The 13,393-nt window shown below is 70.5% G+C and carries 16 protein-coding genes; 4 read left to right on the plus strand and 12 right to left on the minus strand.

The window, feature by feature from the left end:
• The 4 genes from B0293_RS40710 to rimP form a co-directional block, all read right to left on the minus strand.
• A partial coding sequence (locus B0293_RS40710) for a translation initiation factor IF-2 N-terminal domain-containing protein (protein ID WP_039919656.1) occupies window positions 1–285 on the minus strand: 285 nt, incomplete at its 3' end.
• A 145-nt stretch (window positions 286–430) separates the two neighbouring features.
• Window positions 431–733, minus strand: a complete 303-nt coding sequence (locus tag B0293_RS40715; protein ID WP_052014612.1) for a YlxR family protein — start codon at window positions 731–733, stop codon at window positions 431–433.
• A 23-nt stretch (window positions 734–756) separates the two neighbouring features.
• Complete coding sequence (nusA, locus tag B0293_RS40720) at window positions 757–1,797, minus strand: transcription termination factor NusA (protein WP_039919654.1); 1,041 nt, start codon at window positions 1,795–1,797, stop codon at window positions 757–759.
• Window positions 1,794–2,333 (minus strand): ribosome maturation factor RimP, encoded by a 540-nt coding sequence (gene rimP / locus B0293_RS40725; RefSeq protein ID WP_005166663.1) that lies wholly within the window; start codon window positions 2,331–2,333, stop codon window positions 1,794–1,796. Before rimP ends, nusA begins: the two co-directional genes overlap by 4 nt.
• Before the next feature lie 135 nt (window positions 2,334–2,468).
• Between rimP and B0293_RS40730 the strand changes: the two genes are divergently transcribed.
• A complete protein-coding gene (locus B0293_RS40730) occupies window positions 2,469–3,407 on the plus strand; it encodes a ferritin-like domain-containing protein (protein WP_005166662.1) in 939 nt (312 codons plus the stop codon).
• 63 nt (window positions 3,408–3,470) lie between these two features.
• On the opposite strand, the gene B0293_RS40735 is transcribed toward B0293_RS40730, so the two are convergent.
• The 5 genes from B0293_RS40735 to B0293_RS40755 form a co-directional block, all read right to left on the minus strand.
• On the minus strand, window positions 3,471–4,091 hold the full coding sequence (locus tag B0293_RS40735; protein ID WP_005166661.1) for a hypothetical protein: 621 nt from the start codon (window positions 4,089–4,091) through the stop codon (window positions 3,471–3,473).
• Window positions 4,092–4,179: 88 nt separating this feature from the next.
• Window positions 4,180–5,199 (minus strand): aminotransferase class V-fold PLP-dependent enzyme, encoded by a 1,020-nt coding sequence (locus B0293_RS40740; RefSeq protein ID WP_005166660.1) that lies wholly within the window; start codon window positions 5,197–5,199, stop codon window positions 4,180–4,182.
• A 10-nt stretch (window positions 5,200–5,209) separates the two neighbouring features.
• Window positions 5,210–5,971 carry an isocitrate lyase/PEP mutase family protein gene (locus B0293_RS40745; RefSeq protein ID WP_005166659.1) on the minus strand — a complete coding sequence of 254 codons (762 nt, stop codon included), beginning with the start codon at window positions 5,969–5,971 and terminating at the stop codon, window positions 5,210–5,212.
• Window positions 5,972–6,247: 276 nt separating this feature from the next.
• Window positions 6,248–7,753, minus strand: coding sequence for a PH domain-containing protein (locus B0293_RS40750; protein WP_039919652.1), 1,506 nt, complete (start codon window positions 7,751–7,753; stop codon window positions 6,248–6,250).
• Window positions 7,750–8,253, minus strand: a complete 504-nt coding sequence (locus tag B0293_RS40755; RefSeq protein WP_005166656.1) for a PH domain-containing protein — start codon at window positions 8,251–8,253, stop codon at window positions 7,750–7,752. The genes B0293_RS40750 and B0293_RS40755 overlap by 4 nt, the downstream gene beginning before the upstream one ends.
• Window positions 8,254–8,348: 95 nt before the next feature.
• Between B0293_RS40755 and B0293_RS40760 the strand changes: the two genes are divergently transcribed.
• Window positions 8,349–8,969, plus strand: coding sequence for a TetR/AcrR family transcriptional regulator (locus B0293_RS40760; protein ID WP_005166655.1), 621 nt, complete (start codon window positions 8,349–8,351; stop codon window positions 8,967–8,969).
• On the opposite strand, the gene B0293_RS40765 is transcribed toward B0293_RS40760, so the two are convergent.
• Window positions 8,952–9,596: a GOLPH3/VPS74 family protein gene (locus B0293_RS40765; protein ID WP_005166654.1), complete on the minus strand. Its 645-nt coding sequence runs from the start codon at window positions 9,594–9,596 to the stop codon at window positions 8,952–8,954. The two genes, B0293_RS40760 and B0293_RS40765, sit on opposite strands and share 18 nt — an antisense overlap.
• 2 nt (window positions 9,597–9,598) lie before the next feature.
• Entirely contained in the window at window positions 9,599–11,053 is a 1,455-nt protein-coding gene (locus B0293_RS40770; RefSeq protein ID WP_005166653.1) for an ArnT family glycosyltransferase, read from the minus strand.
• A gap of 114 nt (window positions 11,054–11,167) precedes the next feature.
• Here B0293_RS40770 and B0293_RS40775 point away from each other — a divergent pair, with 114 nt between their 5' ends.
• Window positions 11,168–12,376, plus strand: coding sequence for a sensor histidine kinase (locus tag B0293_RS40775; protein WP_005166652.1), 1,209 nt, complete (start codon window positions 11,168–11,170; stop codon window positions 12,374–12,376).
• Window positions 12,373–13,023: a response regulator transcription factor gene (locus B0293_RS40780; RefSeq protein ID WP_005166651.1), complete on the plus strand. Its 651-nt coding sequence runs from the start codon at window positions 12,373–12,375 to the stop codon at window positions 13,021–13,023. The genes B0293_RS40775 and B0293_RS40780 overlap by 4 nt, the downstream gene beginning before the upstream one ends.
• Here the strand turns inward: B0293_RS40780 and B0293_RS40785 are convergent.
• Window positions 13,013–13,375 carry a winged helix-turn-helix transcriptional regulator gene (locus B0293_RS40785; protein WP_005166650.1) on the minus strand — a complete coding sequence of 121 codons (363 nt, stop codon included), beginning with the start codon at window positions 13,373–13,375 and terminating at the stop codon, window positions 13,013–13,015. The genes B0293_RS40780 and B0293_RS40785 overlap by 11 nt on opposite strands.
• Window positions 13,376–13,393: the final 18 nt, after the last annotated feature.

Below are 13,393 nucleotides of genomic sequence, written 5' to 3' on the forward strand. Positions count from 1 at the left end.
GGCCGGGGCCTCGGTCTTCGCCGCGGGCGCGGGCTGAGCGGGCTTCGCGGCCGGAGCCGGGGCAGCGGGCTTCGCCGGCGGGCGCGGGCCGGGAGTCGGGACGGGCTTCTTGCTCTGGCCGTCCTTGGACGAATAAGCGTCACGAAGACGTCGGGCCACGGGCGCCTCGACGGTCGACGACGCGGACTTCACGAACTCGCCCTGATCCTTCAACTTGGCGAGAACTTCCTTGCTGGTGATGCCGAGCTCTTTCGCGAGCTCATGTACTCGGGCCTTGCCTGGCACAGCTCTCCTCATCTGGGGAGGCCGGCGGCAGACCCGCAGACCTCGTCCTATTGTCGCGCGTTCATTGATTCAGCTTCACGGCTGACTCATGACGGGTCGACCTGCTTCCTGATTCCATCCGGCACCGGGGATGTCCCGGCGCCCTTCACTCCTCGGCGAGCCGCTCCAGGCGTTCGTGGACACCCTGGGCGTCGAGCGACCCCGGAACACGAAGTGCTCGGGGAAACGCCCTGCGCCGCTCGGCCTTGGCCAGACAGTCCGGCTCGGGGTGCAACCAGGCACCCCGGCCCGGCAACCGCCGACGTTCGTCGACGATCAGCCGACCGTCCGCCGCGACCACTCGCAGCAACTCGCCGATCAAGGCCCGCCGACGGCAACCCACACAGGTGCGGACCGGGGCTACCCGGTCGTGCTGGGGGTCGGTTCCCGGCGGCGGACTCTGAACCACTCGTAAGTCTAGCGCTTCGACCTTCACTCAGCCGAACCGGTTGCCGCGGCGGGCCGCGCCTCACCGGCGTGTGCTTCATCACCCTGCTCAGGAGCGGCATCGCTGCGGATGTCGATCCGCCAGCCGGTGAGCCGGGCGGCGAGGCGGGCGTTCTGCCCTTCCTTGCCGATCGCGAGCGAAAGCTGGAAGTCGGGGACGACGACGCGAGCGGTCTTGGCCCGCTCGTCGACGACCCGGACCGATACAACCTTCGCGGGCGACAGCGCATTCCCGACGAACTTCGCCGGGTCCTCCGAGAAGTCGATGATGTCGATCTTCTCGCCGGCCAGCTCGCTCATCACGTTGCGCACGCGCGCGCCGACCGGGCCGATGCACGCGCCCTTGGCGTTGACGCCGGGCACCGTCGAACGGACCGCGATCTTGGTCCGGTGTCCCGGTTCCCGTGCGACGGCGGCGATCTCGACCGTGCCGTCGGCGATCTCGGGGACTTCCAGGGCGAACAGCTTGTTCACCAGCTTCGGGTGCGAACGCGACAGCGTGATCTGCGGGCCGCGGTTGCCGCGCGAGACGGTGACGACGTAGGCCTTGATCCGGTCGCCGTGCTCGTAGGTCTCACCGGGCACCTGCTCGATCGCGGGCAGCACGCCTTCGATGTCGCCGACCTGGATGACGACCATGCCGCGGGCGTTGGCGCGGGCGTCGCGCTGCACCACGCCGGCGACGAGCTCGTTCTCCTTGGCGGAGAACTCGCCGAAGGTCTTCTCGTGCTCGGCGTCGCGCAGGCGCTGCAGGATGACCTGCCGCGCGGTGGTCGCGGCGATCCGCCCGAAGCCCTCGGGGGTGTCGTCCCATTCCTCGTCGGTCTGGCCGTCCGGGGTCAGGGTGTGCGCGAGGACGCGCACCAGCCCGCTCTTGTGATCGATGTCGATCCTGGCGTGCGGCTGGTGGCCCTCGGTGTGCTTGTACGCGGTGAGCAACGCGGTTTCGATCGCTTCGATCACCGTCTCGAAGGGGATGTCCTTGTCCCGCTCGATCGCGCGCAGCGCTGCGATGTCGACGTTCACTTCGGCTCCTCCTTCGGCTCCGTGGTGGCGGCGTTCAGGGCCGACGCATCGGTTTCCAACAGTTTCAGGTCCTCGGCAGGTGGTTGCTTGAACTCGATCTCGATGACCGCTTTGGCCACCGAGGCGTAACCGACGTCCCGGATCTCGCCATCGACGAGCACGCGCGCGGACTTCTCCCCCGCGTGCCCGACCCGGCCGATGAACGCGGCCCCTTCGGCCGGGGTGACCTTCACGAGGCGGAACTTCGCGCGGCGCCAATGCCGTCGCACGGTCAGCGGCCGGTCGAGACCCGGCGAAGTGACTTCGAGCGTGTACGCGCTGGCGAGCACGTGCTCGTTCTCGTCGAGCGCGGCGGAGACCGCCCGGCTGACGTTCGCCACCTCGTCCAGCCCGACTCCGTCGTCCCCGTCGACGACGACCTTGACCAGCTGACGGCGGCCTGCCTGCTGGACCTCGAAGGAATCGAGGTCGAAACCCGCGGCCTTGACGGCTTCGGCCACGATGGGCTCCAGCCTGCTGGCGAGGTCGTTGGGCACGGTGGAGCGCTCCTGTTCGGCTGTGGGCGACCCGGCGGCGTGGATCCGGGTTCGGTAGTGGACCAGCTTATCTGGTGACCCCCGCGTGACGCGCGAGCGGCGGCCCCGCACGGGGTACTGGCAGGATGGGGCGGCGTGACCGGAAGATCGACAGAGCCCACCTTGCCGAGCCGTCGCACTTTCCTGCGGTTGGGAGCGCTGGCCGCGGTGGCCGTGCCGCTGGCGGCCGCCTGCTCCCCCGGGTTCGACGAAAGCCCCGACCCGCTGGGTCCCCTGCTGCGCGCGGCGGAGTCCGACACGGCGGGTGCTAAGGCGGTGAAGGGCGCCGAGGGTGAGGCCGTCGCGACAGCCCGGGCCGCGCACGCGGCGGCGCTCAAGACCGAGGTGGACCGGCTCAACCGGCCCAAGCCGGAGCAGTCCGGCCCGGCGGAGACGCCACCGTCGTCGGTGGACGGGCTCAAGGAACGGCTCGCCGCGGCACGCAAGCAGGCCGAAGGTCTCGTGCCTTCGCTGCCCCGCTACCGCGCCGGGATGGTCGCGTCGATCGCGGCGGGCTGCGCGGCCTTGCAGCAGAGTTCGGAAAAACTCGGCCGCGGCGACGACGCCGGCGCGGTCGAGGTGCCCGCCGGTGTCCAGCTCGCCGGGGAGACGGCGGACGCCGTCCAGCAGGCGCTGGGCGCCGAGCACGCGGCGATCTGGGTCTACGGCCTGGTCAGTGCCTACCTGCCCGCGGCGTTCACGGGCGCGGTGTCGCGGGGTACGGCCGAGCACGTCAAACGCCGGAACGTCTGCGAACGGATGCTTTCCGCGGCGGGACAGACCCCGGCCGGGCCGGAAGCCGCGTACGTGCCGCCGAAGCCGGTGACCGACGCGAACACGGCGATGGAGCTGGTGGCGACGGCCGAGTCGGACACGGCGGCGGCCTGGCTCGGCGTGATCGACCGGACCGACGACGCGGCGCTGCGGACCACTGCGCTGAACGCGCTGGTCGGGTCGGCGCGGCGGGGTACGGCGTGGCGGGCGGAGTTCGGCGCGAAGCCGGTGGCGATCGCGATGCCGGGCCAGTCGGTCTGAGCTACATGAAGGCCCCCTTGCTTGCGCCTGGCGCAAGCAAGGGGGCCTTCATGTACTGAAAGCTCAGCGGCGCAGGTCGCCCGAAAGCCGCAAGGCGTCGGTCGCGATCCGCTCCAGCAGCGGCTTGTCCTTCTGCTTGTCGTAGAAACCGGCCAGCACGATGGCCACCTCGGGCCCGGTGACGTGGGAGTCGTAGGCCGCGTCCTGCCCGGAGATCTTCGGGACGCCCTGCCCCTTGAAGGTGCCGTCGCGCACCAGGTCGGACACGTTGCCCGTGCCGTCCTTGTCGGTGAGCGCCTTGAGCTGGGTCGCGGTGACCTCGCCCGGCATGGTGACCAGGACGACCGACACCAGCGCCTTCTTCCCGCCGGACTCGGTCGTGTACAAGGCCCGCGACAGCCGCGTGCACGGCGTCTGGGTGAAGAAATCCTTGGTCTGGCCGTAGGCCTTGCTCACGCAGTCGGTGGTGACCTGCGGCCCCTCGGCCATCGTGTACTGGAACTGCCCGGTCTTCGACGGCGTGTCCGCGACCGGGGTCACCTCCGGCTCGTGCCGGATCAGCCACCAGAGCAGCGAAGAGACGACCGCGATGGCGACCAGACCGGCGCCTTTCAGCGCCAGGGCCTTGGTGTCCCTCGACGGCGCGGGCGCAGGCGGCGGCCCTGCCGGCCCTGCCGGTCGCACCGGCTGAAGCCGGGCAGTTTCCGTCGGTCCCGGGGAATATTGCGCACCAACCACGGGAACATACGGTAGTTCACGCCGGGCGGGCGGTTCACCTGAACGTGCTTATCACCCGTTCGACGTCGTCAGCGGTGTTGTAGAGGTGGAACCCGAAACGCTGCCTTCCGGCCCGGGTACCGGCCACGATGCCCGCTTCCCGCACCCTGGCGGCGTCGGCGTCGAGGGAAACGATCGCACTCCCCTGAACGGGTGAGCCGAGCGCTTCGAGGAGCGAGTCGGCGAGACCTACGCAGTGCGCGCGGACGGCGTGGAGGTCCAAGGAGCCGAGGTAGTCCAGCGAGGCGGCGGCGCCGACGTAGGCGAGCCAGGCCGGGGACAGGTCGAGCGACCGGGTGCCCTCCGCGAGCCGCAGCGGAAGGCCGTAGACGGTCTGCCAGCGGTCTTCCCCCGCGTACCAGTTCGCCGCGACCGGCACCGCCCGCTCCAGGACTCGCGGATGGACGGCCAGCCAGGCCGCCCCGCGCGGCGCGAGCAGCCATTTGTACCCGGCGGCGACCACCCAGTCGGCCCAGCCGAGGTCGAGCGGCTGCCAGCCGGCGGCCTGGGTGGCGTCGAGCAGGACCGCCGCGCCCGCCGCCTCGGCCGCGGCCCGGAGCCTGCCGAGGTCGATCTGGGCGCCGTCGGCCGACTGCACGACGCTGACCGCGACGAGGTCATGCCCGTCGACACGTTCGGTCAGTTCGGCGAGCGGGACCTCGGTGACCTTCACGCCGCGGTGCGCCTGAGCCGCGAACGGGAAGGTGACGCTGGTGAAGTCGTTCCCGGCGACCAGCACGCTCGCGCCGTCGGGCAGGCCCGCCGCCACGTTCGCGATCAGCTGCGAGACGGACGCGCCGATCGCGACCCGCTCCGCCGGGACCCCGATCAGCGCGCCGAACCCCGCCCGCGTCCGCGCGACGGGCTCGTCGAAGTCCGTCGGACGGGCCTCACCGCGCCGCCACCGCTCGACCGCCTCCGCCACCGCGTCGGCCACGTGTCCCGGCGGGATGCCGATGCTCGGCGTGTTCAGATATCCGGGCGGCACGGTGAAATCGGCTCCGAAGGTCTGCATGCTCCCGAGGTTAATGAGATTCCGGGAGCAGGGTCGCGACATCGGCGTAGGACGGCGGGGTCAGCGGGAGTTCGCCGCCGTCCCGGACGGCCTCGACGGTGCGCAGGGTGGCGGCCAGCGCCATCCGGTACGGCAGCGAACCGAGGCTGACGCGGGCGACACCGAGCCCGGCGAGCGCGGCGACGGTCACCTTTCCGGGCAGGAACAGCAGGTTCACCGGCGCCCCGACGGCGTTCACCAGCCGCTCGACGTCCGCGGGCTCGGCGAGCCCCGGCACGAACACGCCATCGGCCCCGGCGTCCACATAGGACAGAGAGCGCTCGATCGCGGCGTCGATGTCAGGCGTCCCCAGCCAATGCGTGTCCGTGCGCGCGTTGACGAAGAGACCGGGAGCGCGGTCCTTCGCCGCCGCGATCTTGGCCGCGTGCCACACCGGGTCGCCGAGGGCGTCTTCGAGGTTGATGCCCGCGACACCGGCCTCGGCGAGCTCCGCCGCCAGCGCGCCGACCTCGCCCGGGTCCTCACTGAACCCGTCGGCGAGGTCGACGCTGATCAGCGCGTCCAACCCGGTGAGCCGCCGGGCCAGCCGGACGGTGGCGTCCTTCGAGGACGGGGCACCGTCGGGCTCGCCCTCGACGGCCGAGACGCCGAGACTGGTCGTGCCGAGCGCCGGGAAGCCTTGCGCGGCAAGGAAGGCGGCCGCGCCGAACTCCCAGACGTTCGGCAGGAGCAGCGGGGAGCCGGGGACGTGCAGAGCGGCGAATGCGGTCATGGCACGACGGTAGCCAGCGGACGTTTCGGCCGCGGCCGAAGTATGGGGCACTCACGACCATAGGGACCTACCCGCTGCCGGCATTCACCCTCCTGAGGTCCGGCGACCTCGGGTGTTGCGAAAGCCACTTTCGCAACGTTAAAGGTTGCGAAAGTGGCTTTCGTAACGCTTCGGGAACTCCGTCCAACCCCGGTCCGTGAAGGCCTCCTTGAGGGACCCAGAGTCCCTCAAGGAGGCCTTCACGGACTTCCGTCGCCCTTCCCGGAGCACGAGGGATCAGGCTCGTTCCAGGAAAGGCGTCAGCAGCTCCGGCACGGACTCCTCCGCGAACAGCAGGCCCTGCTCCTCCCCCGCGTCGTACACCGAGTACGCCCCGGTCCCGGCCGCCGTGGTCGCCACGACGGTCAGCAAACCCTTGCGCCGCTGGAAGATCGACTGCTTGACCGTCCAGCCGATCACGCCTTCGCGCTCCAGCGCGAAGGTGCTCCGCCGCACGGTCCCGTGCCGTCCGACGAGGTACCGGCCGGTGATCCCGTGCCCGAGGTTGCGGTAGGCGTCCAACGCCAGCAGGACCGACACCGGCAGCAGCACCACACCGAGCGCGGCGCCGATCACCAGGAGGACGTCGGTCAGCAGGAAGCCGAGGATCGCGAAGATCGCCAGCAGGACCACCACCGAACCGACCCACCAGCGCAGCAGCCGTCCCCGCGCGGCGCGCGGATGCCCGGCGAGCCGGACGGCTTCGGTCGGCGAGACCGGCTCGCGCAGGACCTCCGCGGCGATCCGGGTGGCCGTCGCGACCGGCGCGGCGGGAAGGAGCGTGTGATAGTCGGTCTTGTCCTGGTCGTCGGCCTGCCGCATGCCGGTGGCGATCGCGTCGACGCGGGCCGCGCCGGAGATCCGGTTCCCGAGCGGTTCGACCAGTTCGATGCCGCGCATCCGGCGTTCCTCGATCGAGATCGAGCGTGTGGTGAACAACCCGCGACGCACTCGCAGCGTGCCGCCCGCCTCGCGGTCGAGCCGGTAGTTCCACCACATCTCGATCCACAGGCCCAGCGCGCCGACCACGCCGACGACCATCGCGATCGCCAGCAGGATCAGGATCGACACCACCAGCGGGATGCCGCGGAACAGGTCCAGCACCCAGTCGATCAGGCCTTTTTGCAGCCCCACCCACTCGGAGATCTGCATGAGCCCGCCTCCGGCCGCGAGGCCGAGCGCCGGGCTGAGGAACGACATCGGCGCGTACCGGATCCAGCTCCGGTCCAGCTCGGCGAGCGGGGCGTCGTCGTCGGTCTCCGCGATTTCCGCGCGGCGCAACAGATCCGCGCGCAGCCGCTCGGCCTCGGCGCGCGAGACCGGGTTGAGCTTGATCCGGCCCTGCCCGCCCGACTCGTGCGATCCGGTGCCGATGGTCACCACGGCGACGCCGAACAGCCGGTGCAGCGGGTTCGCGGTCAGGTCGACGTTGCGGATCCGGTCGCGCTGCAAGGATTTCCGCGAGCGGAAGACCAGGGTGAACGCCGTCTCCAGCCGGTCCGGCGTGACGCGGTACCGCACGCCCTTCCAGTAGAACAGCTCCGCCAGCACGCCGCCGCCGACGAGGACCACCCCGCCGGCCACGACCCAGGCGAGCGCGACCCAGAACCGTCCTCCGCCGCCCACGATCGCGGCCGTGGTGGGGATCCCGGCGCCGATCGCCACACCCGCCATCGTCAACGCGGTGACCGGGAGCGTCCGCTTGTCGAGCGTGCTCCAGCCTTCGAACTCCCCCGAGGTCATGTCGCGTCCCCGGGCGTCGCCTGCGTCGTCTCCGTGAGCTGCTCCGCCAGGCTCGCGGCCAGTTCGTGGTCGAGCCCGCGGATCTTGACCGCGCCACGCGCCGACGCCGTGGTGACCGTGACGGTGGCGAGCTTGAACACCTGCTGCAACGGCCCGCGCAGGGTGTCCACGGTCTGGATCCGCGACATCGGCGCGACCCGCCACTCCTGCCAGAAGAACCCGGAGCGCGCGTACACCGCGGTCTCCGTGACCTCCCAGCGGTGCACCTTGAACCACCACAACGGCATCGCGATCACCCAGAGCGCGCCCAGCACCGCGAACACCGCCGCCGGCATCAGCAGCCAGAACCGCGCGGGCGGGATGAGCAGCCCGAGCAGCACAAGCACCAGCACCGGCGACACCCAGAAGAGCGTTCCCTGCAGCCGCCACCAGCCCACGACCCGCTGGTCCAGCGCGTTCCTTGGCGGCCTCAGCCGCGCCTTCCCCCGATCGGCTTCCACCGAGTCCTCCCCCGACGAATCGTTTACAATGCGATCGCATCGTAATAGCGTGGGACGGTAGTGGCAATGCGATCGCATTGCAAACGGCGGAACGGATGGTGAAGGTGCCGAAGCAGGTGGATCACGCCGCGCGCCGCGCGGAGATCGCCGAGGCACTGACGCGGCTGACGGCCACGCGAGGTCTCGAAGGAGTCAGCCTGCGGCACGTCGCCGCCGAGGCGGGCATGTCGATGGGCTTGGTGCAGCACTACTTCAAGACCAAGGACGAGATGCTGCTCTTCGCGATCGAGCGCCGCTCGCAACTCTACGAAGAGGGCATCAAGGCCCGGCTGGAGTCCGGCGAGGTGCCTTCGACACCCAAGGCCATTCTGCGCGCGATCGTCGCCGAGATCCTGCCGCTCGACGAACGCCGCCGCGGCGACTGGCTGATGGGCGTGGCGTTCTTCATCCGGTCGATTTCCGACCCCTCCTTCGGGGCCGCGCTCACCGAAGGCGTGCCTCAGCTGTTCGAACTGTTCGCCGTCCTGATCCGCCAGGGCCAGGACGCGGGCGATGTCGACAAATCGGCCGACGCGATGCACGAATCGACGGTCCTCTGGGCACTCGCGGATTCGCAGGGCACCAACATCGTGATGAAGCACCGGACGCCGGACGAGGCGATGTCCACTGTGGACTACTACCTCGACCGGCTGTTCGGCTCAGCTCCCCCCGGATGACGACACGGCCGACGCCCGCACCGCCCGCAGTTCCCGGAACAGCTTGCGCAGCGCCGGAACCGCGTCCCCGCCCCGTTCGGCCAACTCCTCGATCCGGTCCTTGTACTGACGCCTGTCCTTGCCCGAGACGACTCCGCGGAGTTCCACGGCGGCCACCAGGGCGGTGAGCGCGGCGTCCTCGTCGGACACCGGCGAGGGTCCGCGCAGCGCCTGATCGACCGACGCCCGCAGCCGTTCGACGGTGGCCGTGTCCCGCACGATCGGGTTGCGCGACGGGAACAGGCCGAGCAGCCGGCCGGTCTTCATGTCGATCACGCCCGCGGTGTCCAGCTGGGACTCCAGCGCCTCCAAGGTGCCGCGCGCGTCCTTGCGCACCCACCATTTCCACTTGCGGGGGCTCTCTCCCGCGATCTCGGCGAGCATCTCGTCGAGGACCAGGTCACCGGTCGGCCCGGCGCCCGACACCGCGACCTTGCCGTCGTCGTCGGCGACACGGCCGCGCAGCACGAGATCGGTCAGGGCGGCACCGCGGATCATCAGGCCCGCCCGCTGCCGGTCGCGCAGTTTGTTCTTTCCTACGTCGCAGGCGAGCAGATACGCCTTGGCGGGCAACGAAAGTTCGGTCATCGTCAGTGCCTTTCCAGCTTGGGCCAGATCTCGTCCCAGGAACCCTGCCTGCCGTCATACCGCCACAGCAGCCCCTCCACCACCGGGGTCACCGAGGTGAAGTACGGCTTGAGCAGTCCCGGATCGAAGCCGAGGAACAGCACGCTGTCCGCGGACTCCGGTGGCCGGTCGAAGTACCAGTAGCCGCGGTGGCCACTGTAAACGCGATCGATGCCGTACCGCTGACCGTAGAACTCGGTCGCGGCGGCGAACGGGTAGATCTCGGCGTAGACGGCGGTGCGTGCCCGCTGCTCCGGCGGCAGTGCCGCGTACGTCTCACCGATCGCCTTGACCAGTTCCTGCTGCGGCAGTTCGCCACCGGCGAAGGAGCTGCCGAGCGTGATCGGGCCGAAGCTCGTCCGGGTCATGGTCGCCGGGTAGATCGGCAGGCCGGCGAGGGTGATCACGGCCGAAAGCACCATCGCCGGCCAGGCCACCAGCCGCCACTTGGGCACGTGCCGGGCGAAACCCGTCGCGGCGGCGGCGAACGGCAGTGCGAAGACGCTCATCAGGTAGTAGGAACGGCCGTGCAACAGCAGGAACGCCACGATGAGCGCAAATATCGCTACCCCCAGGAAGCGATATCCGCGAAGTTCACGCGAAAAGATCAGCCGGACGAGGCCGTAGACGAACGCGAGCACCCCCGCGCCGACACCCGCCGTCAGGAATCCGTCGCGCAGGAAGGGCCACGTGCCGGGGAACTCCGCCGAGACGACGTCGTTCATGATCAGGTACGGCCAGCCGTTCGAGGCCTGCCAGAGCAGCGTCGGGATCGTCGCGACGACGGCGATTCCCGCGCCCAGCCACAGTTTCGGCCGTCGCAGCAGCTCTCTCGGCCCGAGCACGAGCGCGGCGAGCAGAGCCAGCGCCCAGAAGGCGGGGATGAGGAACTTCGTCTCCAGGGAGATCGCGGTGACGACACCGGCCCAGACCAGCAGCCCGTCACGGCGGACCCGCACCCAGCGGACGACCAGCCAGACGATCACCGTCCAGAGGAACGGATCGAAGACGTAGGTGCCGATCCAGTGGCTGACGATGATCACCCCGGACGACGCGTAGAGCCCGGCGGCGAGCACCTGCGCGCCGCGTCCGCCGCCCAGTTCCCTGGCGATCAGCGCGGTGACGACCACCCCGGCGGCCGCGGCCAGCGTCATCGGCAGGCGCAGCATCACCAGCGAGCCGGGGAACAGCGTGTCCATCGCCCCGGCCAGCGCCGGGATCAGCGGCGGCTGGTCGAAGTACCCCCACGCCAGGTGTTCCCGGCCCGCCATCAGGAAGTACAGCTCGTCGAAGCCGTGCGCGTACCGGCCGCTCGTGGCCAGCAGCGCGGCGGCGGCCAGCGCGGCGACGACGAACACCGGCAGCCGGGCGAAGACCTGCTCCTGTCCTGTTCGGACTGTCTGGGTCGCGATGCTCATGGGCTTCAGTCCACCGGAAACGGTCGCGGCCGGAAACCGGGTAAGGAGGGTGAACGGATAGACGAAAGTTGCGGATCTCCCCGCCTTCGGGCGGCCGCTGGTTACCGTGACCGGGTGGAGAGAAGCAGGCCGTTCCGGCCGGGACCGGTCGACACCTTGTGGCTCACGCTGGCCTCGCTCGCGTTCGTCGGCCTGGACCTCGCGCTGTACATCTTCGGCGAACCGACGACGGGCTGGGCGGGCCCCGCCGCGGGCGTCACCCTGCAGGTGGCGCTCGATCTCTCGCTGATCCTGCTGTTCCGGTATCCGCGGCTGGTCGCGGGCCTGGTCGTGGCGGGCGGGCTGCTGATGCTCGCCTCCGATCTCCTCTCCCCCGGGCTGCTGGTGCCGGAGCGGCAGCTGACACTGATGACCGTCCCGACCATCACCCCCGTGGTGCTGAGCCAGCTGGCCCGCTTGATCGACCGGCGGACCCTGCTCTGGCTGACCGCGATCCTGGTTCTCTGCGCGTCGCGGCCGTGGGACGCGCAGTGGAACACCACCCCGTTCGGCCTGCTGGGCACGGCGTTGCCCGCCACGCTTTCGCTGTACTTCGAGGCGCGGCGCCAGTTGCTGCGCTCACTGCGAGACCGTGCCGAACGCGCCGAACGCGAACAGCACCTGCTCGCCGAACGCGCCCGCGCCGAGGAACGGCGGAAACTGGCCGAGGAGATGCACGACGTCGTCACGCACCGGCTGAGCCTGATGGTGCTGCACGCCGGCGCGCTCGGCGTCGTCTCGGCGGACGAGGCGGTGCGGACCTCCGCCGAGGACATCCGGCGCGAAGGCGCGCTGGCACTGGACGAACTGCGGGATCTCGTCGGGGTGCTGCGCAACGGCGCGAACGCCGGGCCGCGCACGCTCACCGACGGCGCGGCGGGCGATCCGGCGACGCTGGTCGCGGAATCGGCGTCGGTCGGCATCCCGACCGAACTGGCGGTGCACGGCGATCCCGGGCGGATCTCCCCGACCGTGGCGCGCACGGCGTACCGCGTCGTGCAGGAGGCGCTGACGAACGTCCGCAAACACGCTCCGGGGTCGACAGCGACCGTCGATCTCCGCTATCACGCGGGCGGGCTGGACATCGCGGTGGAGAACACGCGAGCGGGTGCCGCGCCGGATCCGGCGCTGGCGGGGAGCGGTTCCGGCGCGGGACTCGCCGGGCTGCGGCAGCGCGTCGAACTGATCGGCGGCCGGTTCGACGCCGGACCGCGAACGGGCGGCGGGTACCGCGTCGATGCGATACTTCCGGCCTACGTCCCGACGACGGAAGGAGACCGGTGATCCGGGTGGTCGTCGTCGACGACGAACCGATGGTCTGCGCGCATCTGCGGACGATCCTCGGTTCCGCGGCCGACATCGAGGTCGTGGCGCAGGCCCAGGACGGCGCCGAGGCCGTCGAAGCCGTGGTCCGGCACCGGCCGCGCGTGGTGCTGATGGACCTGCGGATGCCCGGTGTCGACGGGCTGACCGCCATCGAGCGGATCGCGAAACTCCCCGAGCCGCCCGCGGTCGTCGCGCTGACGACGTTCGACGCGGACACCTACGTCATCCGCGCGCTGCGGGCGGGAGCGGCCGGGTTCCTGGTGAAGTCCACGCCGCCGGAGGATCTGATCGGCCTGGTCCGGGTCGCCGCGGACGGGCACACCGTGCTCTCCCCCGAAGCGGCGCAACGGCTCGTGGCGATGTCGGCCGACGGGCGGCGTCGCGGGGACGACGCGCGGCGGAAGACCGACGGGTTGACCGAACGCGAGACGGACGTCCTGGCCTGTCTCGGCGAAGGACTGTCCAATGCGGACATCGCGGCGAGACTGCATCTGGCCGAGGCGACGGTGAAGAGCTACGTGTCGCGGATGCTGGTCAAACTGGACTGCGCGAACCGGACCCAGGCGGGTCTGCTGGCGCACGAGGCCGGTCTGGTCAAGCGGTGAGCTGGCCGTCGTAACTCTTGCGGGCGTCGAGGACCTCGCCCATGTGGACGCGAGCCCATTTGTCGAGCATGTCGAGCGGTTCGGCGAGGTTGCGGCCGAGCTCGGTCAGCTCGTACTCGACGTGCGGCGGGATCTCCGGGTACGCGGTGCGCGTCAGGATGCCGTCGCGGACGAGGCTGCGGAGCGTCTGGGTGAGGACCTTCTGCGAGATGCCGCGCACGCGTTTGCCGATCTCGGTGAACCGGAGCGGGCCGTCGCCGAGCACGCCGACGATCAGCACGGTCCACTGGTCGCCGATGCGGTCGAGCAGCGCGCGGGTGGGGCAGTCGGGGTCGTACGGGTTTCCGAGCACGTGACCTCCTCACTCTCT

Source organism: Amycolatopsis azurea DSM 43854 (assembly GCF_001995215.1).
Classification (GTDB): Bacteria; Actinomycetota; Actinomycetes; order Mycobacteriales; family Pseudonocardiaceae; genus Amycolatopsis; species Amycolatopsis azurea.